Annotated in this window: 27 protein-coding genes, 1 tRNA gene and 1 pseudogene; 18 read left to right on the top strand and 11 right to left on the bottom strand. The window is 63.1% G+C overall.

Translation table 11 applies throughout. From position 1 onward, the window contains the following. Positions 1–87: 87 nt before the first annotated feature. Together NKJ13_RS11590 and hrcA are read right to left on the bottom strand one after the other, a co-directional pair. Positions 88–285, bottom strand: a complete 198-nt coding sequence (locus tag NKJ13_RS11590; RefSeq protein ID WP_254818005.1) for a hypothetical protein — start codon at positions 283–285, stop codon at positions 88–90. A 33-nt stretch (positions 286–318) separates the two neighbouring features. Then, positions 319–1431, bottom strand: a complete 1113-nt coding sequence (gene hrcA / locus NKJ13_RS11595; RefSeq protein WP_352737854.1) for a heat-inducible transcriptional repressor HrcA — start codon at positions 1429–1431, stop codon at positions 319–321. Between the two features lie 145 nt (positions 1432–1576). Between hrcA and rph the strand changes: the two genes are divergently transcribed. The 5 genes and pseudogenes from rph to NKJ13_RS11620 all read left to right on the top strand — a co-directional run bounded on the left by rph (position 1577) and on the right by NKJ13_RS11620 (position 4885). After that, a complete protein-coding gene (gene rph / locus NKJ13_RS11600) occupies positions 1577–2293 on the top strand; it encodes a ribonuclease PH (RefSeq protein WP_254818003.1) in 717 nt (238 codons plus the stop codon). 32 nt (positions 2294–2325) lie between these two features. Beyond that, positions 2326–2736 (top strand): VOC family protein, encoded by a 411-nt coding sequence (locus tag NKJ13_RS11605; RefSeq protein WP_254818002.1) that lies wholly within the window; start codon positions 2326–2328, stop codon positions 2734–2736. Beyond that, positions 2736–3398 (top strand): RdgB/HAM1 family non-canonical purine NTP pyrophosphatase, encoded by a 663-nt coding sequence (gene rdgB / locus NKJ13_RS11610; protein WP_352737855.1) that lies wholly within the window; start codon positions 2736–2738, stop codon positions 3396–3398. The genes NKJ13_RS11605 and rdgB overlap by 1 nt, the downstream gene beginning before the upstream one ends. Continuing rightward, positions 3395–4558, top strand: coding sequence for a radical SAM family heme chaperone HemW (gene hemW, locus NKJ13_RS11615; protein WP_352737856.1), 1164 nt, complete (start codon positions 3395–3397; stop codon positions 4556–4558). Before rdgB ends, hemW begins: the two co-directional genes overlap by 4 nt. 4 nt (positions 4559–4562) lie before the next feature. Further along, positions 4563–4885: pseudogene (locus NKJ13_RS11620) on the top strand (low molecular weight protein tyrosine phosphatase family protein). Positions 4886–5148: 263 nt separating this feature from the next. Here the strand turns inward: NKJ13_RS11620 and NKJ13_RS11625 are convergent. Beyond that, positions 5149–5334 carry a hypothetical protein gene (locus NKJ13_RS11625; RefSeq protein ID WP_352509495.1) on the bottom strand — a complete coding sequence of 62 codons (186 nt, stop codon included), beginning with the start codon at positions 5332–5334 and terminating at the stop codon, positions 5149–5151. Between the two features lie 176 nt (positions 5335–5510). On the opposite strand from NKJ13_RS11625, the gene rsmI reads away from it, so the two are divergent. The 4 genes from rsmI (at position 5511) to NKJ13_RS11645 (ending at position 8291) form a co-directional block, all read left to right on the top strand. After that, positions 5511–6437, top strand: a complete 927-nt coding sequence (gene rsmI / locus NKJ13_RS11630; protein WP_352777751.1) for a 16S rRNA (cytidine(1402)-2'-O)-methyltransferase — start codon at positions 5511–5513, stop codon at positions 6435–6437. Next, complete coding sequence (locus tag NKJ13_RS11635) at positions 6430–6807, top strand: YraN family protein (protein ID WP_352509712.1); 378 nt, start codon at positions 6430–6432, stop codon at positions 6805–6807. Before rsmI ends, NKJ13_RS11635 begins: the two co-directional genes overlap by 8 nt. A gap of 192 nt (positions 6808–6999) precedes the next feature. After that, a complete protein-coding gene (locus tag NKJ13_RS11640; protein ID WP_352509713.1) occupies positions 7000–7971 on the top strand; it encodes a complex I NDUFA9 subunit family protein in 972 nt (323 codons plus the stop codon). 83 nt (positions 7972–8054) lie between these two features. Continuing rightward, entirely contained in the window at positions 8055–8291 is a 237-nt protein-coding gene (locus NKJ13_RS11645; RefSeq protein ID WP_254817997.1) for a metallothionein, read from the top strand. Positions 8292–8429: 138 nt separating this feature from the next. Here the strand turns inward: NKJ13_RS11645 and NKJ13_RS11650 are convergent, their stop codons facing one another. Together NKJ13_RS11650 and NKJ13_RS11655 are read right to left on the bottom strand one after the other, a co-directional pair. Beyond that, the gene (locus NKJ13_RS11650; RefSeq protein WP_352737858.1) at positions 8430–9680 is read right to left on the bottom strand and encodes a flavin-containing monooxygenase; all 1251 of its coding nucleotides are present in this window, start codon (positions 9678–9680) and stop codon (positions 8430–8432) included. A 95-nt stretch (positions 9681–9775) separates the two neighbouring features. Further along, on the bottom strand, positions 9776–10582 hold the full coding sequence (locus NKJ13_RS11655; protein ID WP_352737859.1) for an undecaprenyl-diphosphate phosphatase: 807 nt from the start codon (positions 10580–10582) through the stop codon (positions 9776–9778). Between the two features lie 161 nt (positions 10583–10743). Between NKJ13_RS11655 and NKJ13_RS11660 the strand changes: the two genes are divergently transcribed. The 9 genes from NKJ13_RS11660 to NKJ13_RS11700 all read left to right on the top strand — a co-directional run bounded on the left by NKJ13_RS11660 (position 10744) and on the right by NKJ13_RS11700 (position 19453). Then, positions 10744–11436, top strand: coding sequence for a glutathione S-transferase family protein (locus tag NKJ13_RS11660; RefSeq protein WP_254817994.1), 693 nt, complete (start codon positions 10744–10746; stop codon positions 11434–11436). Next, complete coding sequence (gene queG / locus NKJ13_RS11665; RefSeq protein WP_352737860.1) at positions 11417–12577, top strand: tRNA epoxyqueuosine(34) reductase QueG; 1161 nt, start codon at positions 11417–11419, stop codon at positions 12575–12577. Before NKJ13_RS11660 ends, queG begins: the two co-directional genes overlap by 20 nt. Beyond that, a complete protein-coding gene (locus NKJ13_RS11670; protein WP_352737861.1) occupies positions 12574–13482 on the top strand; it encodes an SDR family oxidoreductase in 909 nt (302 codons plus the stop codon). The genes queG and NKJ13_RS11670 overlap by 4 nt, the downstream gene beginning before the upstream one ends. A gap of 65 nt (positions 13483–13547) precedes the next feature. After that, on the top strand, positions 13548–14633 hold the full coding sequence (gene mepA / locus NKJ13_RS11675; protein WP_352737862.1) for a penicillin-insensitive murein endopeptidase: 1086 nt from the start codon (positions 13548–13550) through the stop codon (positions 14631–14633). Between the two features lie 121 nt (positions 14634–14754). Then, complete coding sequence (locus NKJ13_RS11680) at positions 14755–15780, top strand: glucokinase (protein ID WP_352737863.1); 1026 nt, start codon at positions 14755–14757, stop codon at positions 15778–15780. A gap of 119 nt (positions 15781–15899) precedes the next feature. Continuing rightward, a complete protein-coding gene (locus NKJ13_RS11685; protein WP_352777754.1) occupies positions 15900–17759 on the top strand; it encodes an ABC transporter ATP-binding protein in 1860 nt (619 codons plus the stop codon). A gap of 20 nt (positions 17760–17779) precedes the next feature. After that, complete coding sequence (gene dapB, locus NKJ13_RS11690) at positions 17780–18604, top strand: 4-hydroxy-tetrahydrodipicolinate reductase (protein ID WP_352737890.1); 825 nt, start codon at positions 17780–17782, stop codon at positions 18602–18604. Positions 18605–18674: 70 nt separating this feature from the next. Then, positions 18675–19295 carry a 2,3-bisphosphoglycerate-dependent phosphoglycerate mutase gene (locus NKJ13_RS11695; RefSeq protein ID WP_352737865.1) on the top strand — a complete coding sequence of 207 codons (621 nt, stop codon included), beginning with the start codon at positions 18675–18677 and terminating at the stop codon, positions 19293–19295. Between the two features lie 73 nt (positions 19296–19368). Beyond that, positions 19369–19453 (top strand) — tRNA-Leu (locus tag NKJ13_RS11700). Between the two features lie 135 nt (positions 19454–19588). Here NKJ13_RS11700 and NKJ13_RS11705 read toward each other — a convergent pair. From NKJ13_RS11705 to NKJ13_RS11730, 6 genes are all read right to left on the bottom strand, one after another. Continuing rightward, positions 19589–20764: a hypothetical protein gene (locus NKJ13_RS11705; protein ID WP_352737866.1), complete on the bottom strand. Its 1176-nt coding sequence runs from the start codon at positions 20762–20764 to the stop codon at positions 19589–19591. Positions 20765–21217: 453 nt separating this feature from the next. Continuing rightward, a complete protein-coding gene (locus tag NKJ13_RS11710) occupies positions 21218–21625 on the bottom strand; it encodes a lysozyme inhibitor LprI family protein (protein WP_352737867.1) in 408 nt (135 codons plus the stop codon). Beyond that, entirely contained in the window at positions 21622–21858 is a 237-nt protein-coding gene (locus tag NKJ13_RS11715; RefSeq protein WP_254817983.1) for a hypothetical protein, read from the bottom strand. Before NKJ13_RS11715 ends, NKJ13_RS11710 begins: the two co-directional genes overlap by 4 nt. Then, positions 21855–22289 (bottom strand): hypothetical protein, encoded by a 435-nt coding sequence (locus NKJ13_RS11720; RefSeq protein ID WP_352737868.1) that lies wholly within the window; start codon positions 22287–22289, stop codon positions 21855–21857. Before NKJ13_RS11720 ends, NKJ13_RS11715 begins: the two co-directional genes overlap by 4 nt. A 33-nt stretch (positions 22290–22322) precedes the next feature. Further along, a complete protein-coding gene (locus tag NKJ13_RS11725; RefSeq protein ID WP_352509730.1) occupies positions 22323–22712 on the bottom strand; it encodes a hypothetical protein in 390 nt (129 codons plus the stop codon). A gap of 783 nt (positions 22713–23495) precedes the next feature. Continuing rightward, positions 23496–25493: a transcriptional regulator gene (locus NKJ13_RS11730; RefSeq protein ID WP_352737891.1), complete on the bottom strand. Its 1998-nt coding sequence runs from the start codon at positions 25491–25493 to the stop codon at positions 23496–23498. Positions 25494–25575 lie beyond the last annotated feature (82 nt).

The raw sequence follows: 25575 nt of genomic DNA on the forward strand, positions 1-25575 counted from the left end.
GGTTTGCCTCGAAGAGGACAAACGGGATCAGGCATTGGTCGTTCCAAGCGGTCGTCCAGCACACGAGGATTTGAAGCCGAACCCCGTTCAGTTGCCAGAGGCGTAGAAGTCGTCGTCGAGGCGCTTTTCCAGCGCGACCAGATCGGCCGGCAGCGGCAGGCCCATGGCCCGCATCTCTTGCAGCTTCTCACGCAACTGCTCTTGCACCTCGTGCTGATCCTCAGGCTGATTGACCATTTCCTCGAGCAGGAGGCTGATCTGGGCCTTGAACGATTCCAGCGCCATTCTTTTTCTCCTTGCGGCAGGCCGCGGCGGCTCCTAGCGCAGCATGCGCGAAATCAGCTGCGCGGTATAGTCGACCATCGGTACTATGCGCGCATAATTCAGCCGCGTCGGCCCGATGACGCCGAGCGCACCGACGACGCGCGCGTCCTTGTCGCGATAGGGTGCCACCACCAGCGAGGAGCCCGACAGCGAAAACAGCTTGTTTTCCGAACCGATGAATATGCGCACCCCCGGGCCTTCCTCGGCGAGGTCGAGGAGCTGGATCAGCCCATTCTGCGTCTCCAGATCCTCGAACAGATGCCGCAGCAATTCTATGTCGGCCTGGGCGGTGACGTTTTCCAGGAGATTGGCGCGGCCGCGCACGATAAGCCGCCCAGGCACCCCGCTTTCGGCGCCTGCCCAGACCGCCAGGCCCTTCTCGACCAGATCCTGCGACAGCGTGTCGAGGGCTGCCCTGGTCTCTTCCTTGATGCGGGCGATTTCGACCCGGGCCTCGGCCAGGGTGCGGCCGCGGATATGGGCGTTGAGGAAGTTGGAGGCTTCGTGCAATTGCGAGACGGTGATGCCGGCGGGCAGATCGATGACGCGATTTTCGACGTCGCCGTTCTGCGAGACCAGCACGGCCAGCGCCTTGGTCGGCTCGAGCTGGATGAATTCGATGTGCTTCAGCGCCGCCTCATTTTTGGCGGCGAGCACGAGGCCGGCGCCGCGCGACATGCCGGACAGCATCTGGCTGGCCTCGGTCAGCATATGCTCCAGCGTCGCGCCCGAGCCGGAGGCGCGCACCTGCGCCTCGATGGTGCGGCGCTCCTCGTCGGAGAGGTCGCCGAGTTCCATGAATGCATCGACGAAGAAGCGCAAGCCGGCCTGGGTCGGCAGCCGGCCAGCCGAGATGTGCGGCGCGTAGATCAGGCCGAGATGCTCGAGGTCGCTCATCACGTTGCGGATGGTGGCCGGCGACAGCGATGACGGCAGGATGCGCGACAGGCTGCGCGAACCGACCGGCTCGCCATCCCTCAAATAGGAATCGACGATGCGCCGGAAGATGTCGCGCGAACGCATATCGAGCGATTGAAGCGCGGGCGATTGAAGTGCCGGCGACGAGAGCACTGGCGACTGCGAACCGGGATCGACTACCTTGGTCATTCGAGCCAAAAACCTCCGGTCCGAAGATATAGACTTCCGCGGCGTCGGCGCAACCGGTCCATTTTCCTTTGCGCCTCACGCCCCGTGCGGCTACAAGCCGGCCAAGATTCCCCGGCCAAGATTCCGAAGAAAGAAAGAAGCCTGAATGCGCCCTTCCAAACGCCAATTCGACGAAATGCGCCCCATCTCCTTCGAGCGCGGCGTCTCCAAGCATGCGGAAGGCTCGTGCCTGGTGAAGTTCGGCGACACTCATGTGCTGTGTACGGCCAGCCTGGAGGAAAAGGTGCCGGGCTGGATGCGCAACTCCGGCAAGGGCTGGGTGACGGCGGAATACGGCATGCTGCCGCGTTCGACCGGCGAGCGCATGCGCCGCGAGGCTTCGGCCGGCAAACAAGGCGGCCGCACGCTGGAGATCCAGCGGCTGATCGGCCGCTCCCTGCGCGCCGTGGTCGATCTGCAGGCGCTCGGTGAGCAGCAGATCACCGTCGACTGCGACGTGATCCAAGCCGACGGCGGCACGCGCACCGCTTCGATCACCGGCGGCTGGGTGGCGCTCTACGACTGCCTGCGCTGGATGGAAGCCCGCCAGATGGCGAGCCTGGGCAAGGTGCTTAAGGATCACGTCGCGGCGATCTCCTGCGGCATCCATGATGGCCAGCCGGTCATCGATCTCGACTATATCGAGGATTCCTCGGCCGGCACCGACGCCAATTTCGTCATGACCGGCAAGGGCGGTATCGTCGAGATCCAGGGCACAGCCGAGGGCGAGCCGTTCTCGGAAGAGCAGTTCGCGGCGCTGATGGGGCTCGCCAAGAAAGGCATTCAGCGCCTGGTCAGCTTGCAGCAGATGGCGGTGGCTTAGCTGCGGTCAATATTGAAGAGATTGGCGATCCTGTGACTCCTTCCGCAATCCTGGAATCAGCACTCTACGTGACGGACCTTGCTGCCGCGGAACGGTTCTATTCGGGCGTCCTCGGGCTCGATCTGCTCGGTAAGGTCGATGGCAGGCATCTCTTCTTCCGCTGCGGCGACGGCGTGCTGCTTATCTTCAATGCCGAGGCGACCAAAGTGCCGCCGCGGGCCGACGCCAAGCTGCCCGTGCCGCCGCATGGCACGGTCGGCGAGGGCCATCTTTGCTTCGCCGCAAGCGCGGATGAAATCCCGCGCTGGAAAGCGCATCTTGAGGCGAAGAAAATCGCCATCGAAAGTGAGTTCGAATGGCCTCAGGGCGGTCGCTCGATCTATATTCGCGACCCCTCGGGCAATTCGATCGAATTCGCCGAGCCAAGAATCTGGGGCATCTGATGCATTCGCCAACTGTTCACTCGCTTGACGGGCATAAGATCGTCGTCGCAAGCCACAATGCCGGCAAATTGCGCGAATTCACCGATCTGATGGCGCCATTCGGCATAGAAGCGAAGTCCGCAAAGGAATACGGCTTGCCGGAGCCGGACGAGACTGGCACCACTTTCGAGCAGAACGCCCTCATAAAGGCCTTGGCCGCCGCCAAGGCAACTGGATTGCCGGCGCTGTCGGACGATTCCGGCCTGTGTGTCGATGCGCTCGACGGCGCACCCGGCGTCTACACCGCCAACTGGGCCGAGACGCCGGACGGCTCCCGCGACTTCGGCATGGCCATGCAGCGCACGGAAGTGGCCTTGCAAGAAGTTGGCGCGATCACGCCTGCCCAGCGCAAGGGCCGCTTTGTCGCGGTCATCTGCCTTGCCTTCCCCGATGGCCAGGCGGAATATTTTCGCGGTGAGGTCGAGGGCACGCTGGTATGGCCGCCGCGCGGCGAGCTCGGCTTCGGCTACGATCCGGTGTTCTTGCCCGATGGGTTCGAAAAGACCTTCGGCGAGATGAGCGCGGAGGAAAAGCATGGCTGGAAGCCCGGCCAGCCAACCGCATTGTCGCACCGTGCCCGTGCTTTCCAGAAATTCGCGCAAGCCCGATTGGCCGGCGCATGACCATGCTGCTCGACCGCAGCCCCGGTTTCGGCGTCTACGTCCACTGGCCATTCTGCGCGGCCAAATGCCCCTATTGCGACTTCAACAGCCATGTCCGCCACCAGCCGGTCGACCAGGAGCGTTTTGCCCGCGCCTTCGAGACCGAGCTAGCGACGATGCGCGGCCGCACCGGGCCGCGCGAGGTGACCAGTATCTTTCTTGGCGGCGGCACGCCCTCGCTGATGAAGCCGCAGACCGTGTCGGCGGTGCTGGATGCAGTGGCGAAGAACTGGACGGTGCCTGATGGCATCGAGGTGACGCTGGAGGCCAATCCGTCCTCGGTCGAGGCCGAGCGCTTTCGCGGCTATCGCGCGGCCGGCGTCAACCGGGTGTCGCTTGGCGTGCAGGCGCTGAACGACAAGGATCTGCGCTTCCTCGGCCGTTTGCACAATGTCGATGAGGCCCTGCATGCGATCGGCCTGGCGCGCGAGATATTCCCACGGCTGTCGTTCGACCTGATCTACGCGCGACCTGGTCAGACGCCGGAAGCGTGGCAGGCGGAGCTCGAGCAGGCGATCGGCCACGCCGCAGACCATCTGTCGCTCTATCAGCTGACCATCGAGGAAGGCACGCCGTTCCATGCACTGCATGCGGCAAGGAAATTCATCATTCCAGACAATGAGCTTGCCGCCGATCTCTACGCGTTGACACAGGAGATCACCGCCGCGCACGGACTGCCGGCCTACGAGATTTCCAACCACGCCAGGCCCGGCGCCGAAAGCCGGCACAATCTCACCTACTGGCGTTATGGCGAATATGTCGGCGTCGGTCCCGGCGCGCATGGCCGGTTCGTCGAAAATGGCCGCCGCGTGGTGACGATCGCCGAGAAAATGCCGGAGACCTGGGCCAATCTGGTCGAGGCCAAGGGCCATGGCGTTACCGGCGGCGAAATCCTGACGCGCTCGGAAGAGGCCGACGAGTTCCTGCTGATGGGGCTGAGGCTGGCGGAAGGCATCGACCTTTCCCGCTACGAGGCATTTTCAGGGCGCGGCCTGTCGACGGCACGGCTGTCGGTGCTGCAGGACGAAGGCCTGGTGGCACCGATCGGCAATGCCCGCCTGCGCGCCACGCCGGCCGGCATGATCGTGCTCGATGCGGTCGTGGCGGATTTGGCCAGATAGCACGTTGAAGAACGTTCTCTTCATCTGCAGCAGAATCGCTTGCGCAGCCCGACGGCGGAGCAGGTGTTTTCCAAGCGGCGGGACATCGAGGTCGCTTCGGGCGGCACTAATCACGATGCCGACATTCCGTTGACGCATGAACTCGTCGCCTGGGCCGACATCATCTTCGTGATGGAAAAAACGCACCGCGCCAAACTGCAGCAGAAATTCAAGACAAGCCTGAAAAAGGCTCGAGTAATCTGCCTCGATATTCCCGACGACTATGCATTCATGGACCCGGCTCTGGTGGGCCTGCTGGAGGCGCGTGTCTCGAAGTATCTGGGTTGAATGATAGATCGCGGAGCATTCGCAACCGCGCTTCGAGAACTGTCTCGACCGATCGCTAAGGTTTGCGGGGTCAAGCCTCGTGCTTGTGGCGGTGTTTGGCGCGATCTTTTTCGCTGGTCTCTCCGGAACGGGCCGGCTTGATCTCGCTTTTGTCGCGTGAGGCATGGTGCTGGTCGTCTGTGGAATGTGACGCTGCGCCATCGCGGGCGCTTTTTGTTTCGAGGCGGGTGATGAAAATGTCGAAGCGATTGGGCATCGTCCGGTCAGTGCTCCGTCGTGCTGTCGGTTTCGGTTGCGGGCTTGCTCTCTGCCGATCTCTGACGCGCAAGCGGCTTCTTGGCTCTGCCATCTGCGGCTTCGGCAGGCAGGCTCTTGTCGCATGGCGCGGCGAAGCGTTTGCGGCCGGCATAGTAGGGTTCGAAAACGTCCTGTATGGTCAGGCTGTTCATCCTGCTCCTCCCGAGATCAGGTGTAAAATTCGCCGGCAACGGTTTCGTTCCCTACTATGGCGAAGGCATGGCGGCTGGTTCACGTCGGCATCCCTTTTGGAACCCGGGCCTTTGCAACCCAGGCTTTTGCAACCAAGCGTGAGCCGTGCCAAACAGGGTCGAACGGAGTTGTGCAGGTGACCGGCGAATCGGCCAAACGCAGTTATGTGGTCGGGCAGACCGAAATCGCCGCCCGGCCGCTCGAGCCGGCGCTCTACCTGGTGGCGACGCCTATCGGCAATCTCGCCGACATCACGCTGCGCGCGCTGGAAACGCTCGCCGCCGCCGATATCGTCGCTTGCGAGGACACACGTGTCAGCCGCGTGCTGCTCGACCGCTACGGCATCCGCCGCCGCACCACCGCCTACCACGAGCACAATGCCGGCGAGGCCGGACCGAAGCTGATCGCGGCGCTGCTGGCCGGCCAAAGCTTAGCGCTGAACTCGGATGCCGGCACGCCGCTCATCTCCGACCCCGGCTACCGGCTGGTCGGTGAGGCGCTGGAACGCGGCATTCGTGTCGTGCCGATCCCCGGCCCGTCAGCAGCACTTGCCGCTTTGACGGCATCCGGCCTGCCCTCGGACGCGTTTCTGTTTGCCGGCTTCCTGCCGGTGAAGACCGGGCAGCGGCTGATGCGGCTGGAAGCGCTGAAGGCGGTGCCGGCAACGTTGATCTTCTTCGAATCGCCGCGCCGGCTGGCCGAGACGCTCAGTGCCATGGTCGAGGTGCTGGGCGGTGCCCGCAAGGCGGCGATCGGCCGCGAGCTGACCAAGACTTTCGAGGAGATGCGGACCGGCACCCTGCAATCGCTCGCCGGCCATTATGCGGGAGCCGATACGCCCAAGGGTGAAATCGTCATCTGCGTCGGCCCGGCCGATGCGGTCGCTGATGAGCCAGAAGACATCGACCGGCTGCTGCTTTCGCTCGCCGCCGAAATGCCGGCCTCCAAGGCAGCGGCGGAAGCCGCCAAGATGACGGGTGGCCAGAAGCAGACGCTCTATCGTCGGCTGCTCGACCTCAAGAATGCTGGAAGAGACGGGGCCGGCGGAGACGGCGATGGCTGAACGGCCAAGCGCCAGCCGGCAAAAGGCCTACCGGCGCGGCTATCACGGCGAATGGCTGGCGGCGGCGGCGCTGATGCTGAAAGGCTACCGAATTCTTGCCCGCCGCCACCGCACCAGGTTCGGCGAGATCGACCTGATCGCGCGGCGTGGCGATCTGGTGCTGATCGTCGAGGTCAAGGCGCGCCGCACGCTGATGGAGGCAATGGAAGCCGTCGGTCGCGAATCGGAGCACCGCATCGAAGGCGCCGCCGATTTCTGGCTGTCGCGCCAATCCGACTACGGAAAATTATCGGTGCGCTTCGACATGGTGGCGGTGCTGCCGTGGCGTTGGCCGGTGCATGTCGAGAATGTGTTTTACGGGCGAAACTAGGCCATTCTCGAAGTGGGGCCGTTTTGCTGCGCCTGCGGTTCAGATCATGGTTTGCCGATCTGTCAAGCATCCGCCCAGCGCTGACCGGAACAAAAGCGTTCCTGCGTTGTTCCTCAATCGTCCTGATGTTCGACGGGCTGGTTCAAATGCCGGCCAGGGCAGTCCTCGTGACAGCTAGGCGAGGACAAAGGGATGGCGAGGCAAATGGATCCCGACGATCTCAACCCGGAACGGATCGTCACCGTGTTCGGCGGAACTGGCTTTCTCGGGCGCAGGATCGTGAAGCGACTCCTCGAAAGAGGTTTCACGGTGCGCGCCGCATCTCGCCATCCGGCTCGCGTGGCCCTGGTCTTCTCCTCGATTACGAGGATGCCCGAAGCAGTCGAGGCGGATATAACGGATGCGTCCTCGATCGGGTCGGCCATTACCGGATCGCGGGCGGTCGTGAATGCCGTCAGTCTTTACGTCGAGCAGGGCGTCCAGACCTTTGAACGCGTGCACGTAAAGGCCGCGGTCGATCTCGCTGCCGCGTCGCGCGACCGCGCGATCGACCAGTTCGTCCAGATTTCGGGGATCGGCTCCGATCCTCAATCGGATTCGAATTACATAAGGGCGCGTGGGCGCGGAGAAGGTGCCGTGGAAAGCGCATTTCCCGGCGCTTTCATTGTGCGTCCCGCCGTCATGACAGGACCTGACGACGCTTTCCTGACAACCATTGTGAGGCTGATACGCCTCCTGCCGGTCTATCCGCTGTTCGGCGATGGAGGCACACGGCTTCAGCCGGTCCATGTGGCAGACGTCGCAGAAGCAGTGAGCCGGCTGATCGACGGGCGAACCCACAAGGGTTCATCCATATTCGAATTCGGTGGCCCGCGCATCTACACCTATAAGGAACTGCTTCGGGAGATCGCCCGACAGCTCGGTACGCACGTCCAGCTGATGCCGGTGCCGTTTGCGGTATGGAACGCCTTGGCTGGCGTCGCGGAACTCCTCCCGGCTGCCCCCATAACGCGCAACCAGGTCGATCTCATGCGTCAGGACAATGTGGCAGCAATCGACGTGCCTGGCCTGAAGGAACTCGACATCGAGCCGCGGGGTATCGACGAGGTGATCCGTGCGATCGAACAGCGTCGTGGCACAGGCTCGCGGTCGTCTCCGCCTTAGGACGACCCCCTGATCCTGGCGGGAACCTATCGCCGCGCGACAGGTTGGTCGAGCTTGAAGCCAGTGAAAGAAGGAAAAGAACTATGGCCAGATGCGATCAATGCGGGAATGACTACGATAAGGCTTTCAACGTGACGATGGCCGACGAGACCTACACATTCGACAGCTTCGAATGCGCGGTCCAGAAACTTGCTCCGACGTGTCCGCATTGCGGATGCCGGATCATCGGACATGGCGTCGAACAGGATGACATCATCTACTGCTGCGCACATTGCGCCGCGGAAGAAGGCGCGAGCGCGCTGACCGATCGTGCGCCTTGACGCACCTCCTTTTGGCGTCTCCAGGTCGACCATTCCGAACGGCTGTGCCGGCTCGGTCCGCTAGGCAGCGTACGTCGTCTTGATCGCGCCAGAGCTGTCATGTTCTTGCACGTTCAAGAACCGCGTTCGACGGCTCGTTTAGACGCCGTTCCGTGGCAAGTCGGCTCGCGCTTGGACAAGTCGCTCCACGACGGCGGCCGCCTCCTCTGGAATGGCCGGTATGGTGCCCGACTTCCGCGTCGATCCGAAATCGAGGCCGGCGAAAAACAGACCTGGAACAGCGCCGACGCCATCCTCGTGGACGGGCTGGCCGGCTGCATCGAGCGCGCCGGGAAGCCGAACCCATGAGAAATCGCCGGTGAAGCCCGTGCACCAGATCACTGATCTGATGCCGCTCGCCGTCCAGTCGAGGGAGCGGATCGGAGGATCGGGCAAGCGCGGTTCAATCGTCTCGGCCGGATCATCCTCGGCCAGTTGCGCATCGAGGCCGGCGCGCTCGATGTACTCGTCAACCAGGCGCTTGGCATTCGCGGAGACTTCGTCGGCAAATCGCATATGGTCGTCGAGCTCGTCGCCGAAGACGAGGTTGCCGTTCTCCACACCCCTGAAGCGGCCGAGCAGCACCACGCCCTGCGCGCTCAGCGATTGCAGGCTGATCGTGTGAGTCCCGCCGACCAGCGCGCGGGCCTGCAGCTTGCCGGAGGGGAGGACGAGTTCCTTGCGCGGAACGTCGAGAAAACCGGACAGCGTCAGCCAATTAAGTATGTTGCCCCCGCGGTAGCGCCGCACCCAACGGCCGTTGCGGCTGGTCGCCAAAAAGACCACACGTCCTGCCAACGCCAGATCCTCGGCGATCTGGCCGCCCGACTGGCCGCTGCCGACCACCAGCACCGCGCCACTCTCGAACTCGGCCGGGTGGCGATAAGCCGAGGAATCGACTTGGCGAATTGCGGTTGGCAAATCCGCCGACCCTGCTGGCCGGACCTGCCGATTCTGGTCGCCGGTGGCGATCACCACAGTGCGCGCCAGAAATGCCCTGTCCGTCGTGGTGATGCGAAAGATCCCGTCGTCTCTGGTCAGCTCTTGCACCGGAGTTTGAGTGCTTACCGGCAAGCGGTGCCGCTCGGCATAGCCTTCGAGGTATGCGACGAACTCGTGGTGGGTTATCGCGCCCCAGGGCTCGGGGCCGTCGTAGGAATCACCGGGTAAGATGGAGCGAATGGTCGGCGAGTTCAGTCGAAACGAGTTCCATCGCTGCGTTCGCCACGTTTCGCCAATCCGGCCTCGATCGAGTACACGGTGGTCGCGGGCCCGCCGTTTCAAGAAGTAGCTGACGCCGAGTCCCGCCGGACCGGCGCCAATAACGAGGGCGTCAAGAACTTCGCTCACGCATTCCCCCTGCCAACCATACGTCCACAAGATCGTATGGCTCGGCTTCAGGCAAGAATAGAGTTCCGGCTGGGATTTGCGCTATCCGCGCCGGCTCACCCCCAGATTGCCAGCCCCGTCAGCCCGACGATGCCGATGACCAGCCGCCACCAGCCGAACAGCGCGTAGCCATGGCGCGAGACGTAGTCGAGCAGGAAGCGCACGACGATTAGCGCGGTGACGAAGGCGGCAACGAAGCCGACCGTGATGATGGGCAAGTCGGCGCTGCTTAGCACATTGCGGTTCTTGAACAGGTCGAAGGCGAAGGCGCCGACCATCGTCGGGATGGCAAGGAAGAAAGAGAATTCCGCCGCCGCCCGCTTGTCGACGCCGAGCAGCAGCGCGCCGACGATGGTCGAGCCCGAACGCGACGTGCCGGGGATTAGCGACAAGCACTGGAACAGCCCGATCTGCAGATAAAGCCTGGTCGGAAACCGCTCGACATCGTGGTAATACGGCTTCGGCGTCATGCGATCGACCAGCAGTAGGATGACACCGCCGATGATCAGCATGATGCAGATCAGCCGCGGCGATTCGAACAGCACCGTCTTGATGAAGTCATGCGCCAGTGCGCCGATAATGGCCGCCGGCAGGAATGCGATGAGAATGCCAAGGACGAAATGCCGCGTCAGCCGATCGTAGGGCAGCTCGAGCAGCATCTTCCAGAGACGGCGGAAATAGACGCTGAGGATCGCCAATATGGCGCCGAGCTGGATCAGGATCTCGAAGGCCTTGCCGGTCGAATGAAAGCCGAGGAAATGGCCGGCGAGCAGGATATGACCGGTCGAAGACACCGGAATAAACTCGGTCAGGCCCTCGAGCATGCCGAGCAGCAGCGCTTCGACTACGGTTTGGCTTTCCATGGCAACCTCGGCGTTGGAGGGCGGGCTTGAGAAAACGGTTTGCTTGTCACGGCGCGGAACTCCCCCTATAGGTCGCAGCACCCTGACAGCCCCTGAATCGGGCGGCCAAGACTTACCGGCGCAGCCGGCGATTTGCCAGTGCGCTCTATTATCGCGGGACCATGCTGACGCTTTTCCACCATCCGATGTTCGCCAGCTGCCGCTTCGTCCGCCTCGCCTTTGGCGAGTATGCCGAGGAACTGGCGCTGATCGAAGAAAAGCCGTGGACGCGGCGCAAGGAGTTCCTGGCACTGAACCCGGCCGGCACGCTGCCGATCCTGCTTGCCGAGGGCGACGTGCCGATCGTCGGCGCGATGGTCATCGCCGAATATCTCGACGAGACGCGCGGCGTACTCAAGCGCGACAAGCGGCTGTTCGCCGAGGATCCGATGGAGCGCGCCGAAATCCGCCGGCTGACCGACTGGTACCTCAACAAGGCGGAAAGCGAGGTTACCCGGCATCTGGTGCGCGAGCGCGTCCTGAAGCCGGTCATGCCAGAAACGGCAGGCGGCGGCTCGCCCGATTCGGCGGCGATCCGCGCCGCCCGCGCCAATATTCGCCAGCATATGAAATACACCAACTGGCTGGCCGGCACCCGTCATTGGCTGGCCGGCAACAAGGTCACCTATGCCGATCTCGCGGCGGCGGCGGCACTGTCGGTGCTCGACTATCTCGGCGAGATCGACTGGCGCGAACACAGCGCCGCGCGCGAATGGTATACAAGGGTGAAATCACGGCCTTCGTTCCGGCCGCTTCTGTCCGACCGGGTGCGCGGCCTGTCGCCGGTGTCACATTATGCGGATCTCGATTTCTGATACGGCAAAGCTGCGCGCGCTCATCGACCGCGAGGCGCGGAACGCCGGCTTCGACGCCGTTGCCGTCACCACGCCCGATGCTATCCCGCAGGCGCCGGAGCGGCTGGCCGAGTTCGTTGCCGACGGCTTTCACGGCTCGATGGGCTGGATTGCCGAAACGCTCGAGCGGCGAGGCAAACCGACGACGCTTTGGCCAGAGGTCCGCTCGATCGTCGTGCTGGCGATGAATTACGGCCCCGACCACGACCCACGCGAGGTGCTGGCGAAGCGCGACCGCGGCGCGATCTCGGCCTATGCGCAGAACCGCGACTATCATGACGTGATGAAAGGCCGGCTGAAAGAGATCGCCGGCAAGATCGTGGCGCGCGCCGGCGGTGACGTGAAAGTGTTTGTCGACACCGCACCGGTGATGGAAAAGCCGCTGGCCGAGGCGGCCGGCCTCGGCTGGCAAGGCAAGCACACCAACCTGGTTAGCCGCGCGCATGGCTCCTGGCTGTTCCTCGGCACCATCTTCACGACGGCCGAGCTGGTGCCGGACGCGCCTGAGAACGATCATTGCGGCTCCTGCCAGGCCTGCCTCGACGCCTGCCCGACCGATGCCTTTCCGGCGCCTTACCGGCTCGATGCGCGGCGCTGCATTTCATACCTCACCATCGAGAACAAAGGACCGATCCCGCATGAGTTCCGGGAAAAGATCGGCAATCGCATCTATGGCTGCGACGACTGCCTGGCCGCCTGCCCGTGGAACAAGTTCGCCCAAGCCGCTTCTGAGGCAAAGCTTGCCGCCCGCGCGGACTTGCGCGAACCGCCGATCGCCGAGCTGCTGCGTCTCGACGACACTGCCTTCCGAACGCTTTTTTCGGGCTCGCCGATCAAGCGCATCGGCCGCGACCGTTTTATCCGCAACGTGCTGATAGCGGCCGGCAATTCCCAGGACTTGTCGCTGGCCGGCGCCGTTCGCGCGCTGCTCGACGACGCCTCGCCCCTGGTTCGCGGAGCCGCGGTATGGGCGCTGTCGCGGCTGGTGCCGGGTCGGGAGTTTGCCGAACGTGCCGCAGCCGCTTTGCAGGCAGAAGATGACGAGGCGGTGAGAGGCGAATGGCTTCTGCCCCTGCCAAAGCCGATCGAGGCGCATACATGACAAAAAAGCAGATTTTCATCTTCGGCGCCGGTTATTCGGGCAAGGCCTTCGCCCGCGCCAACAGGGACGCCGACACAACGATCTTCGGTACAACACGGTCGCTGGAAAAATTCGCGGCGCTGCGGCAAGCCGGTATCGTGCCGCTGCGTTTCGATGGCACACTGACCTCCGAAATCGGCGATGCCCTTGGGAAGACAACCCATCTCGTCGTCTCGGTCGCGCCGGACGAGGCCGGCGACCCGGTGCTGGGCGCGGCCCGCGAGGAGATCGCGGCCAACATGCCGGAGCTCGAATGGATCGCCTATCTCTCCACCGTCGGCGTCTATGGCGACCATGGCGGCAATTGGGTGGACGAGGCCGCCGAATGCCGGCCAGTATCGAAGCGATCAGCGATGAGGGTTGCCGCCGAGCAGGATTGGCTGAAACTGGGCCACGACGTCGGCCGACCGGTGGCGATCCTGCGACTTTCCGGCATTTATGGGCCAGGCCGCAACGCCTTGGTCAATCTGGAAAACGGCACCGCCCGGCGGTTGGTCAAGCCGGGCCAGGTGTTCAACCGCATCCATTGCGACGACATTGCCGGCGCGCTCTGGCATCTGGCCGAAGGCAATCGCGGCGGCATCTTCAACATCACCGACGACCTGCCGGCGCCGCCGCAGGACGTCGTCGCCTATGCCGCCCAATTGATGGGCATCGAGCCGCCGCCCGAAATTCCGTTCGAGACCGCCCAACTTTCGCCCATGGCGCGGTCTTTTTATGGCGAGAACAAGCGTGTCGCCAACGCGGCAATCAAGGCGGCCGGTTATGGCTTTCGCTTTCCCGACTACCGCTCGGCGCTCGATGCCATGTGGGCGAGCGGCGACTGGCGCGACGGTGAGGCGCGCAGCCCGATGAAACGGTCCTGATCGATACGTTGCGCGGGCTATGGTATGATGCGGTTCAAATCGCGGAGGGGTCCAGCTTGGGGAAAATGTTGAAGCGAGCCTTGCCCGGCAAAACGCTGCCGCTGACGGCAGCACTGGCCGTCGCCAGCTTGGCGGCGCTTGCAACGCAGCCAGGGAGTGCCGAGCAACGGGCAAAGGACCTGTTCGGCGCCAAAAAGCTGCCGGCACTCGCAGCAGCGCAATCGATCGGCTTCTATTCCAAAGGCTGTTTTTCCGGCGGCGTCGCCCTGCCCCTGGACGGCCGGCACTGGGAGGTGATGCGACCGTCGCGCAATCGCCGCTGGGGCCATCCGGCAATGATCGCGCTGATCGAGAAGCTGTCGCGCGATGCCGCCGCCGATGGCTGGCCGGGCCTGTTGATCGGCGACATCTCGCAACCGCGCGGCGGTCCGATGCTGACCGGCCATGCCTCGCACCAGATCGGCCTCGACGCCGACATCTGGCTGACGCCGATGCCCGACCGCAAGCTCTCGGCCGAAGAGCGCGAAACCATCGGCGCTACCTTGATGGTCGACGAAAAGACCCATCTGGTGAAGGACGGGCTGTGGACGCCGATGCATACGCGGCTGTTGAGGCGCGCCGCGAGCTATCCCGAAGTCGAGCGCATCCTGGTCAATCCCGGGATCAAGAAGAAGCTCTGCGACACGGTCAAAGGCGACCGTAGCTGGTTGCGCAAGGTCAGGCCGTTCTGGGGCCACGACTACCACTTCCACATTCGCATCGGCTGCCAGCCTGGGTCACCCGACTGCAAGGCGCAGGAAGCGACGGCGCCGGGCGATGGCTGCGACCAGGCGCTGGCCTGGTGGTTCACCGAGGAGCCGTGGCGTCCCAACAAGAACCCGGACAAGCCGAAGGCACGCGACGTGATGACGATGGCGAACCTGCCCAGGCAATGCCAGTTCGTGCTCGACGCGCCGGCTCCGCCCTCGGCGGAAGCAGTCACCTACTATGGCGACGGCGTGCCGGTTGCGGCCACACCCGCTCCCGCGGCAGAGCCTTCGCCGCCGCCGACGCTCGCAGCCGGCGCGGCAGCGCTTCCGGCCTCGGCGAACGCCTTTATGGCGACGCCCGAGTTCGGCATTCCGCTGCCGCGGCCACGACCGGGGCACTGATGCGGGCAGCGTGTTCGCTGTCTGCATCCGTGCCTCTCCACTTCGAAAACCGATTTCCCTTTTTGCGGTCATGCGCTAGTCAACGAGAGAACGGCGATACGCGTCGGGAACGGACGAGAGCATGCCAGGCGTAAGCGACGACGACACTCTGTTGCGATTTCCGATCCTGATCGGCGACATAGGCGGCACCAATGCGCGCTTCTCGATCGTACTTGACGCGAATTCCGAGGCCGGCGAGCCGACCATCGTCCAAACCGCCAACTTCAATACGATCGACGAGGCGATCCAGTCGGCCGTGCTCGACCGCTCGTCGGTCCGGCCGAATTCAGCTGTGCTGGCGGTGGCCGGCCCTGTCGAGAGCGACGAGATCCCCCTCACCAATTGCCCATGGATCGTCAAGCCGAGACAGATGTTCGCCAGTCTCGGTCTCGGCGACGTCGTGGTGCTCAACGACTTCGAGGCGCAGGCGTTGGCTGTCGTCGCGCTCGGCGAAGAGCACATGGAAAAGATCGGCGGCGACGAGCCGGAACCGAATTCCGGGCGGGTGGTGCTCGGCCCGGGAACCGGGCTCGGCGTCGCCGGGCTGGTTTATGCGCTGCATCACTGGATACCGGTGCCCGGCGAGGGCGGCCATATGGATATCGGGCCGCGCTCGCCGCGTGATTTCGAGGTGTTTCCGCATATCGAGAAGCTCGAGGGTCGCATCTCCGGCGAACAGATCCTGTCAGGACGCGGCCTGGTAAACGCCTACCGGGCGGTGGCCAAAGCGGACGGCAAGCCGTCGCCCTTCACCACGCCTGCCGAGATCACCGCCGCGGCGCTGGCAAAGAACGATCCGGTGGCCGAAGAGGCGCTGTCGATCTTCGTCACCTGCCTGGGGCGCACCGCCGGCGACCTCGCTCTGGTGTTCATGAGCCGCAGCGGTGTTTTCCTCACCGGCGGCATCGCGCAAAAAATCCTGCCGGCGCTGCGGACCGGCAGTTTCCGCGCTGCCTTCGAGGACAAGGCGCCGCACAGCGCCCTGATGCGCAGCATGCCGGTCTACGTCATCACCCATCCGCTGGCAGCGCTTTTAGGGCTGGCCGCCTATGCCAGAAATCCGTCGCTGTTCGGCGTGCAGACGGCGGGGCGACGCTGGCGGGTTTAGGACACAAGCTGCGCCGCGACGAAGTTTCGCCGTCCCCGGCCATAGGCAAGCCGCCATTGGGGCGTTAAGAGGTTGCCGAATTGCAGCCCGGCCGAACCGAAACCACAAAGCGCTCAAACGTGACACTTCCAGCACCAACCAAAGGGAAAGTCCGTCCCAGCGAGATCGTGGCTATTATCCGCCGCGTCATCGCCGAGAACAGCCGCGATTATCGCTTGTACTATGCTCTTGCCGTGCTGTGCCTGGTGACGATCGCGGCGACGACCGCCTTCACAGCGTGGATCATGAAGGATGTCATCGATCAGATCTTCTACCAACGGCGCGGCGATCTTATCGCGCTGATCAGCGTGTCGATCCTGGCCGCCTTCATGCTGCGCGGGCTGGCCAGCTACGGTCAGGCAGTGACGCTGGCCAAAATCGGCAACAATCTGGTGGCGCGCTATCAACGCCGCATCTTCGACCACCTGATGAAGCTCGGCGTCGGCTTCTTCAACGACACCCGCTCGGGCCGGCTCGCCGCGCAGATCAACGAGAACGTCAACGGCATCCGCGATCTCCTGTCGATGACGCTGACATCGCTGGCGCGCGATGCGGTATCGCTTGTCGCGCTGGTCGGCGTCATGATCTGGCAGGACCCGATGCTCTCCGCGATGTCGCTGCTGATCGGCCCGCCTTTGATCTACAGTGTCACCTATCTGATGCGCCGGGTGCGTCGCATCACCCGTGAATCGGTGCAGATCAACTCGCGGCTGATCGGCGCCATGCAAGAAGCAACGCAAGGCATCGCCATCGTCAAGGCCCTCACCCTGGAAGACGAGCTGTCGCGCCGCATCGGCGGCCTCGTCGCGGGCGCCGAGCAGCGGGCAAACAAGATCGCCCGCGTCTCGGAACGGCTGACGCCGATCTCCGAAATGCTGGCCGGCTTCGCCGTCGCCGGCGTTATCGCCTATTCCGGCTACCGGGCGACCGTCGGCGGCCAGCCGCCCGGCGCGGTGTTTGCCTTCATCACCGCCCTGCTGCTTGCCTATGACCCCGCCAGGCGGCTGGCGCGCATGCAGGTCGGCATGGAAAAGTCGCTGGTCAATGCGCGCATGATCTACGAGCTTCTCGACCTCGAGCCGCAGCAGCGTGACGTGCCGGGAGCCGCCGAGGCGAAATTCACCTCTGGCGAAGTGCGCTTCAACAACGTGTCCTTTCGCTATGTCGAAGAAGCGCCGGTCCTGCAGGATTTGAGCTTTGTCGCCGCCGCCGGAAAGGTGACCGCCATCGTCGGCGCCTCGGGCGCCGGCAAGACGACGCTGGTTGCGCTGCTGCAGCGCTTCTACGACGTCGAGTCGGGCAGCATCGAAATCGACGGCCAGGACATTTCAAAGGTCACCAAGCATTCGCTGCGCGGCTCGATCGCCTATGTTTCGCAGCAGCCCTATCTGTTCGAAGGCACCATCCGCGACAACATCCGCTACGGACGTCTGAGCGCCACCGACGCCGAGATTGAACGCGCCGCGCAACAGGCCGCGGCCGACGATTTCATCCGCCAGCAGCCGCAAGGCTACGACACGCCGGTCGGCGAGAACGGCGTGACGCTGTCGGGCGGCCAGCGCCAGCGTGTATCGATTGCACGCGCCATCGTTCGGCAGGCGCCGATCCTGCTGCTCGATGAAGCCACCTCGGCGCTCGACAACGAGGCCGAGGCCCGCGTCCAGGAAGCGCTGACCCATGTCATGGAAGGGCGCACCACCATCGTCATAGCGCACCGGCTGTCGACGGTGGTCAATGCCGACCATATCATCGTGCTCGAGCAGGGCCGGCTGGTCGAACAGGGCACGCATGCCTCGTTGATGGCCGACCCGCACAGCGTCTATGCGCGGTTCCACCGGGTGCAGGGCAGGAAAGGGCTGGGGCTTGTCGATGACGCCAAGCCAATCCAGACTGCGGCGCAAAATGGTCACGCGAAACAGGCGGCCGGGAGACATTCATGAGCGACATACCGACCGTCGACATCAATGAAACGGGGGAAATGGGCCTGGTGGTGGTGGGCGCGGCCGGCCGCATGGGCCAGGCGCTGATCCGCGCCATCCACACGATACCGGGTGCCCGCGTCGCCGCCGCCATCGAGCGGGCCGGCTCGCCCCATATCGGCAAGGATGCCGGCGAACTGGCCGGCGTCGGCAGGCTCGAGGTGGCAATCGGCGACGATCCGCTGCCGGCCTTCGCCAAGGCCGACGGCGTGCTCGATTTCACCACGCCGGCGGCGACCGTCGAATTCGCCGGCTACGCCGCGCAGGCGCGCATCGCCCATATCATCGGCACAACCGGCGGCTCGGCCGAAGACAACGCCAGGATCGCGGCGGCGGCACGGCACGCGACGATCGTCAAGTCAGGCAATATGAGCCTCGGCGTCAATCTGCTGGCAGTGCTGGTTGAGCAGGCCGCGCGCGCGCTCGATGCCGACGATTTCGACATCGAGATCCTGGAAATGCATCACCGGCACAAGGTCGATGCGCCGTCGGGCACGGCGCTGCTGCTCGGCGAAGCCGCCGCTGCCGGGCGCGGCGTAGCACTTGCCGGCAACGATGTTCGCGTACGCGACGGCCATACCGGCGTGCGCAAGGTAGGCTCGATCGGTTTCGCCAGCTTGCGTGGCGGCTCGGTGGTCGGCGATCACAGTGTGGTGCTGGCCGGTACCGGCGAGCGCATCACGCTCGCCCACCACGCCGAAGACCGGGCAATCTTTGCCCGCGGCGCGGTCAAGGCAGCCCTGTGGGCGCGCGGCCGCAAGCCGGGCCTCTATTCGATGCGGGACGTGCTCGGCCTGACAAGCTGATCCACAGACTTGGCTGATCCGCAGATTTGGCTGAAGATTTGGCTGATTCACAAAATTTGAAGGAGCAAATATGTCGAGAACTCTCGTGCTCGTGCGCCACGGCCAGAGCGAATGGAACCTGAAGAACCTGTTTACCGGCTGGCGCGACGTCGACCTGACCGAACTGGGTCATGCCGAGGCCAAGGCGGCGGGCGCCAAGCTCAGGGCGCGCGGCATGAAATTCGACATCGCCTTCACGTCGTCGCTGATCCGGGCGCAGAAGACCTGCCAGCATATTCTCGACGCCGTTGGCCAGAGCGAGCTCGAGACCATCCGCGACCAGGCGCTGAACGAGCGCGACTATGGCGATCTCTCCGGCCTCAACAAGGATGATGCGCGCAAGAAATGGGGCGAGGAGCAGGTGCATGTCTGGCGCCGCTCCTACGACGTGGCGCCGCCCGGCGGTGAAAGCCTGAAAGACACCGGCGCGCGCGTCTGGCCCTACTACCTGCACGATCTGCAGCCGCATGTGCTGCGCGGCGGTACGGTGCTGGTGGCGGCGCACGGCAATTCGCTGCGCGCGCTGATCATGGCGCTGGACGGCCAATCGGGCGAGGAGATCGTCAAGCTCGAGCTCGGCACCGGCGTGCCGGTCATATACACGCTCAACACCGATTCGACGGTGGCATCGAAGGAAGTGCTGGAGCATTGAGCCGGAGAAGGAACGCGGCTTTCAAAAAAGCGCGTTGACACTCATCCCTCGCCCGCTTAATGAGCGCGCACCAGCCCAGATGGCGGAATTGGTAGACGCGCACGGTTCAGGTCCGTGTTCCGCAAGGAGTGGAGGTTCGAGTCCTCTTCTGGGCACCAAATTCCCGTTTCGGACCGTTTGATATGGTTCGGAGACCCCAAGAAAAAGCCCGGTTTTGCCGGGCTTTTTTGTTGTTTCATGGCCTTTTGGGGTCCGGCCGGGTGAAGTGCTGCCCTTGCTGTTAAACGTGCCGGTTAGCGACAACAGACATTGCGGACGTAAGTGTTGCCATAAGTAACGTAGGCGTCGTCGGGGATCGCCCCGTTTTCCTTCATCGCCTTGGCTAGGTCCTTAGCGGCATCCTGGGCATAGGTGCCGCGTAACGTAATGGCGAACCACCCGTTGGTGGCGAGGTAGGCGACAAGCGGGATTGATGCCGATCGCACATAGGCCTCCGTCTCGGCGAGATTGTCGAAGCTCTTGACCTGGATATGACGCTGTCCGAAGGGGCCGCTCTCATACTGGTCGACGTAGACCCAGGTGTCATGCATGTAGCCGACCTGACCGCCTGCACGGACACGGTACCATCGCTCGACATTACCCAAGATCACGACTGCGCCGCCGTTTCGCACATTTGCGAGCGTGGCGGATTTTACCTCTGGGAGGGCCTTTAAAGGCGCCGCGCCCTGGGAGCGGAGAATACGGCCCGAGCGGGCTTGAGGAATAACGAGTGAAGGATTCGTGGAAGCAGGTGGCAAAGAGGCGACAGGCGGTTGTAACGGCGCTTGCTGGGACGATGGCGTCGAGGATGGTGCCTGGTTTGCGACCTGCGGCCAGCTTGCTTCGGGTTCCAAGGTAACGACCTTGTACTTAGCCATCTCGCTCCTAGAAAGATAACGTATGTCGTCACTGTCATATTGCAGCGAAAGCTGAAGCAGAGCGGGATCCACGCCCATTTCGATCATGTAGGTGATGATGTCGGCGGTCATTTGCTGGATGCCGGAAACGGCGTCCTTGCTGTTTACGGGAATGTCGCCACTGAATGAGGATCTATGGACGCCGATGGAACCCGGCTCGGCAAAGCGCACAACGCCACCAAGGAACGCCAGGGAACAGGCCGAAGCACACTCGACAGCCCTGAATTGAGCCGTGCTAAGGCGCAGCCTACGAATAAGGCGGCCAAGCTCCATAGCCTTCTGGATATTGCCGCCGGGGGACTGGAAGGTGACAGCGACTGATGCATTGGACCGTGCCAGTGCCTCGAAAACCGATAGGTCGTCCTGATACGAGAAATCACCCGACACGAGGATATACTGAAATCCGGAGTCGGTCTGCCCGGCTTGAAACTGCAAACCGGCATGCGCCACCGGAGCGCCCAGCAGCATCGATGCAAACCACAACAAGACACGAACGAAAAAGATGCGAGACATGGCCCATAATACCCCCAAAGTAGCCTAGCTTCGGCGGACGACACTGTCGAATCCTCGTTGCAGATTTGGTGAGAGCAACTTGAAGTTTTGCCTTTGTCGCGACCACTAGTAAGGCGCGCCGCCATCACCCCAGCCAATCCGCCTGGTGCCTTGCCGAAACGGGCCTCGGCGTCGGGCTCGAAAACGTAAGGGATTGATGAAATCGTCGGCACAGTACCGCAGCGTGTTGCTCAGAGAGGCGCCATTTCCTGACTGTCACTGGTCTCCGGTTATGCCTATCCGTCCGGGTTAGGTAGCGATCTGTCGTTGCGGTAGCGCACAGTGGACCGTCGATGAAATCGCCGTTGAGCCAATTGTCCGCACTGCCCTTGCGCGCCTCGCATCCTTTCATGCCCGGTGGCGACGCCACGCTCGCCGCCGGCGTCATCGTGATCAGATCAGCTGTGGCGTGTGTCAGTTCGCGGCCGGAACAGGGCAGCTCATGTCGCCCTCCTGGCATTTCAGATAGCCTTCGAAATCTTTGGCACGGGATTGCGTAAGGCCGTCCATGCACTGCGCGATGAGCATTGGCATCATGCTTCCTCCGGCCGCTCCCGCGGTCTGGAAACTGCACTCCGCGTCGCGAAACTTGCCCCAATCCCGCTGTGCCTGAACAAGAAGCTTCTTGGTATCCGCATCGTTCTTCAGGCGGGCTTCGATCTGCTTGTAAAGCTCGTTGAGCTTCTTGTCGGATTTCTGAAACTCGGCACCGAAGCACTGGTTCATGGTGGCCTGATCGTTGGCATCGGCGCACTTGTCCTCGGCGAAGGCGAAAGTCGGCATGGCCGGAACCACGGCAGCAATCAGTATTGCGGTTTTCATCGATTTCCCTTTCCGGTTGCAGTCAAGCTCTTAAGTTGCTCAGCCCCGCCCCATGTCCTCTTCAGCTGTCCGTCATTGCCACGGTCAGCCGTGCCCATGGCGTGATTATCTGGTTTTCGTTGGATCAGCTTTGTCACCTTCGGAGACCGTGACACGACTTCCGTCACGCCGGAATAGTTGTTCTCCTCATGCGCCAACGGCGTCGGCGGCAAATCTCCACCGATCACCATCATTCCGTAACTTGCTCGGCAAAACACTTTGCCAGATCTTGCGGCGCTCCGAGCTTCTTCGCCCAGGATACCAGTTCAGGTTTTTCCGACGGCTCGGCATAGCCGCCCCAGACGTCGCGGAACTGCTTTTTTCCATCGACTGTCTGGAAGAACATCACACCGTCGTCGCTCACGGGCGTGGAGACGTAAGCGGCGCTCCAGTTGCCGTTCTCCATGATCGTGATGAACTTCACCCGAGCGGGCTTGACCTTGTTGTTCAACGCCGAGGCGACGAGCGTGGCATATTCCTGCTTGCGCGCCTTCGTCGCTTCGACCTTTATGCCGTCGCAGGCGTTACCCGCAGCGAAAGCGGAGATCAGCGTCATTCCCAGCCCCGCGAGGCCGACCATAACGATTTTGAAATGTCGCCGGACCAGGCCGCTGAATTCAGGCATAATTGGCTTCCTCCTTTTTCGCCCCGGAGTCCCTTATTCGGAATCGTCATCGTTCGATGAACTGTCATCGTCCGGTGTATCGACCTCGCAGCCGATACCGCGGCAGCCTTGGTAGTTGCCTTGCGTATCGAAGTTGGGATTGCCTTCTTTGTCGTACTGCGGTCTGTCGTCGATGCTTTGATCCCCGTCATCAGGATCATCGACTTTACATCCGAGCCCATGGCAGCCGATGTAGCGGCCCCGCGTATCGAAGTTGGGATTGCCGTTCCTGTCGAACTGCGGCCGGTCATCAATCTTTCGGCCGGCTTTGTGGGGCGGATCAACCAGGCAGCCCTTTCCGCGACAATCATCGTAATCGTCGGTGGTACAACCGGCGATCGCCATCACAGCAGTGGCCAAGGCCGCACAGATTACGAATTTCATGGTTCATTCCTCCGACTGGCTGGCGGACATCGTCGATGTCGGAAGGCCGTTGCAGGCGGCGATCCCCGCCTTTGCCGCGGAGTCTGGCGCCAATCGGAGGAGGGCAAAGCTTCGCCGGCCATCGAACGAGAGCCAGGCTGTAGGCGACGCATTCGACGACTTAGCCGATGGTTGTCGTAATCTCTAACGTCGGAGGGAACGCTCCCGGCGGGGGCCGCCGCATTAGCGAATGTCAATATTCCTCTCCATGCTTAGTGCCCCGTCCGCCCAAGCATGTTTCAACAATCCGCTGACGCGGCTGTGCTTCCAAGAAATTGCATTCGAATCCGCCTGTGACAAGGACAGATCCCAATATCGCAGGATTGAATTTGGCAAATGCTTAATATTTCGGAATCAGAACCGGTTATCTTAGCAGACACTGAAACATGCATCTCCAGCAAGATTACGGAACGTTCCATTAGCTTTGTTTCTCGTTGATACAAATAATACTCCATATCGTTGTGACTTTTCGCCTGCTCTACGAAAAAACGCGACGAAACCGTTTCTTATAAGATCGCCCTAATCGTGATCTATTGTGGTATTTTTTCGAACCCAGCCCAACCCGTTGCGAGGGCCGAAAGAAACGCCGCCCCTTTGCCGACTTTTCGTACTGGCCGTCGGGCCAAGCGACGGCAAACATCCTCAAGGTCAGCCTGACGATGCGCCTTGGCTGCGGACATGACGATGTTTCGTGGCGCCAGCCGCGATGAGCGGTTTAGAGAGCCGGACGAACCACGCCTTGTCTCACCGCAGCCCGATCCGCTTGGCGCCTTGCCGGAACAGCGCCTCGGCGCCCGGCTCGAAGCGGAAGGTGCCGATGAAATCGTCGGCGCAGTAGTTCGGCAGCATCTTGCGCAGCGCAGCGGCGAAACTTCGTGCCTCCTCGAGCCGCCCCGCCAGCGCAAGGCAATGCGCGGCAATCGCCAGGATGATGGCGTGGGCGTTGGGACGCGCGGCTGCTTTCAGCGCCCATTCGGCGGCCTCGTCGAACTGGCCAAGCCGGACATGCGACATCGCCCTGGCGCCCAACATGCCGAACAGCAGCGGATCGAAGGGACTCAGATGCCTGGAATGATCGGACGAGCCGATCGCAGCTTGCGGGTCGCCCGACTGCGAATGGACGAAAGACAACGCATAGTGACCGAGCGCGAAATTCGGGCTGAGGTCGACGGCGCGTACGAGCTCGATGAGGGAGCCGTCCTGCTCGCCGCGCAGCCACAGCGCCCGCCCCATGGCCCAGTGCGCGGCCGGATTGTGATCGTCGACGAGCAGGCTCTGGCCGGCTGCCTCGAAGGCCAGGGCGCTTTCCTGGTCGCGGTCGCCCCAACGCTGGAAGGCATTTTGCCAATGGGTGAAGGAGAGCCCGGCATAGGCGCGGGCGAAGGTCGGATCGAGCTTCAAGGCTATGTCGAAGAAATGCCGGGCCTGTTCGTTTTCCGTGCGGGTGAAGCGATACATGTGCCAGAGGCCCCGGTGGTAGGCTTCCCAGGCGTTCAGCGAATTGGGCGCCTTCAGCATGGCGCGATTGCGCTCGACCGTCTCGATCTCGGCCGAGATCGACGAGACGATGCTGTTGCCGATGTCGTCGAGCACGGCAAAGATGTCGTCCGGCTTGCGCTCGAACGTCTCGGCCCAGACGATCCTGGCGGTGCGCACTTCGACCAGCTCGACCGCGACGGTGACGCGGCCGGCCTGGCAGCGCACGGTGCCGGTGGCGACATAGTCGACGTTGAGCCGCCGGCCGGCATCTTCGGGCGCGATGTTTTTCTCCGCCAAGGCAAACACCGAGCCGCGCGCGATGACGAAGAAATCCCTGAGCTTGGCCAGGCGGGTGATGATGTCGTGGGTGAGGCCATCGGCTATGCCTCCGCGTGGGCCCCCGCCAGCCGCCTCTTCGGCAAACGGCATCACGGCGAGCGAAGCCTTCTGCGATGCAGCAGTATCGGAACGGGGAGGCACAATTGACGCGTGGGGGGCCGCGGGTACGAGTGAAGGTCGCGCCCAGAGCGCTGCTGCAGGTCGTTCGCCGCGGATCGTCCGCCATGCCTCCCGAACGGCTCCGAAATCCAGATCCTCTGAAGCAAACAGCCGCGCCGCGGAAGCGAGATGTTCCTCGCCCGCGCCAAACTGGCCGCGCTGCGCCAGCCTTTTCAGAAGAGCCACATGCGCGCGCCCGTCGAACGGAGCGAGGTCCAGCCATTTGTCCAGATGGAAGGACATTTCGTCGGCATCCGCCGGAAGCTTGTTGACGAGGTGTTCCAGGATTGCGGCGTGCCAGGAGCTGAAGCGGCGGCGCTGAGCGATCAGCCAACCGTTGAAATGCGGGCTGCGGTCGATCTCCAGCCCATCGAGAAAATCGCCGGCGAACATTCCGGAAAGGGCCTGCAGCCGCTCCAGACCGAGCGTCTCAACACCCTTGGCGGCGGCCGAGGCTATGTCGACAGCGTCGACGGAAGCACCTTTCAGATCAAGCGCGATCGTGTCGCCTGGTGTCTCGACCCTGCGATGGTGCGGTTCATCGAGGATGCCTCTAAGCTTGCTCAGGCACCAGCGAAGCTCGCCGCGCGGGTCGTTCGGCACATCCCACAAAAGCTCGCAGAGGCGGCTGCGGCCGACCGGATGCGGCGCCAGCGCCAGATAGGCGAGCAGCGCACGCAGCTTGCGCGATTTTGGGAGCTGGATGATGATGCCGTTGCGTGCGATCGTCAGCGGTCCGAGCAGACGCACGGAAAGACCGGCCATCTCGCCGCCGAGGCTCGATCGGGCGGATTCCACGTAAGTTTCCACGCCTGCTCCCACGCTGGCCAGTCGGCCTTTGTTTTAT

It is taken from the genome of Mesorhizobium sp. M0174 (assembly GCF_040322275.1).
Taxonomy (GTDB): domain Bacteria; phylum Pseudomonadota; class Alphaproteobacteria; order Rhizobiales; family Rhizobiaceae; genus Mesorhizobium.

Bases quoted from the DNA above. Each gene is read 5' to 3' on its own strand.
- NKJ13_RS11680 (WP_352737863.1), top strand. From the start codon at position 14,755: ATGCCAGGCGTAAGCGACGACGACACTCTGTTGCGATTTCCGATCCTG.
- NKJ13_RS11655 (WP_352737859.1), bottom strand. From the start codon at position 10,582: ATGGAAAGCCAAACCGTAGTCGAAGCGCTGCTGCTCGGCATGCTCGAG.
- NKJ13_RS11705 (WP_352737866.1), bottom strand. From the start codon at position 20,764: ATGTCTCGCATCTTTTTCGTTCGTGTCTTGTTGTGGTTTGCATCGATG.
- NKJ13_RS11670 (WP_352737861.1), top strand. From the start codon at position 12,574: ATGACAAAAAAGCAGATTTTCATCTTCGGCGCCGGTTATTCGGGCAAG.
- NKJ13_RS11640 (WP_352509713.1), top strand. From the start codon at position 7,000: ATGGCGAGGCAAATGGATCCCGACGATCTCAACCCGGAACGGATCGTC.
- rdgB (WP_352737855.1), top strand. From the start codon at position 2,736: ATGCATTCGCCAACTGTTCACTCGCTTGACGGGCATAAGATCGTCGTC.
- NKJ13_RS11715 (WP_254817983.1), bottom strand. From the start codon at position 21,858: ATGATGGTGATCGGTGGAGATTTGCCGCCGACGCCGTTGGCGCATGAG.
- NKJ13_RS11710 (WP_352737867.1), bottom strand. From the start codon at position 21,625: ATGAAAACCGCAATACTGATTGCTGCCGTGGTTCCGGCCATGCCGACT.
- hrcA (WP_352737854.1), bottom strand. From the start codon at position 1,431: ATGACCAAGGTAGTCGATCCCGGTTCGCAGTCGCCAGTGCTCTCGTCG.
- NKJ13_RS11625 (WP_352509495.1), bottom strand. From the start codon at position 5,334: ATGAACAGCCTGACCATACAGGACGTTTTCGAACCCTACTATGCCGGC.
- NKJ13_RS11635 (WP_352509712.1), top strand. From the start codon at position 6,430: ATGGCTGAACGGCCAAGCGCCAGCCGGCAAAAGGCCTACCGGCGCGGC.
- NKJ13_RS11590 (WP_254818005.1), bottom strand. From the start codon at position 285: ATGGCGCTGGAATCGTTCAAGGCCCAGATCAGCCTCCTGCTCGAGGAA.
- rph (WP_254818003.1), top strand. From the start codon at position 1,577: ATGCGCCCTTCCAAACGCCAATTCGACGAAATGCGCCCCATCTCCTTC.
- NKJ13_RS11730 (WP_352737891.1), bottom strand. From the start codon at position 25,493: ATGGCCGGTCTTTCCGTGCGTCTGCTCGGACCGCTGACGATCGCACGC.
- NKJ13_RS11695 (WP_352737865.1), top strand. From the start codon at position 18,675: ATGTCGAGAACTCTCGTGCTCGTGCGCCACGGCCAGAGCGAATGGAAC.
- NKJ13_RS11660 (WP_254817994.1), top strand. From the start codon at position 10,744: ATGCTGACGCTTTTCCACCATCCGATGTTCGCCAGCTGCCGCTTCGTC.
- NKJ13_RS11645 (WP_254817997.1), top strand. From the start codon at position 8,055: ATGGCCAGATGCGATCAATGCGGGAATGACTACGATAAGGCTTTCAAC.
- queG (WP_352737860.1), top strand. From the start codon at position 11,417: ATGCGGATCTCGATTTCTGATACGGCAAAGCTGCGCGCGCTCATCGAC.
- NKJ13_RS11725 (WP_352509730.1), bottom strand. From the start codon at position 22,712: ATGAAATTCGTAATCTGTGCGGCCTTGGCCACTGCTGTGATGGCGATC.
- hemW (WP_352737856.1), top strand. From the start codon at position 3,395: ATGACCATGCTGCTCGACCGCAGCCCCGGTTTCGGCGTCTACGTCCAC.
- mepA (WP_352737862.1), top strand. From the start codon at position 13,548: ATGTTGAAGCGAGCCTTGCCCGGCAAAACGCTGCCGCTGACGGCAGCA.
- NKJ13_RS11720 (WP_352737868.1), bottom strand. From the start codon at position 22,289: ATGCCTGAATTCAGCGGCCTGGTCCGGCGACATTTCAAAATCGTTATG.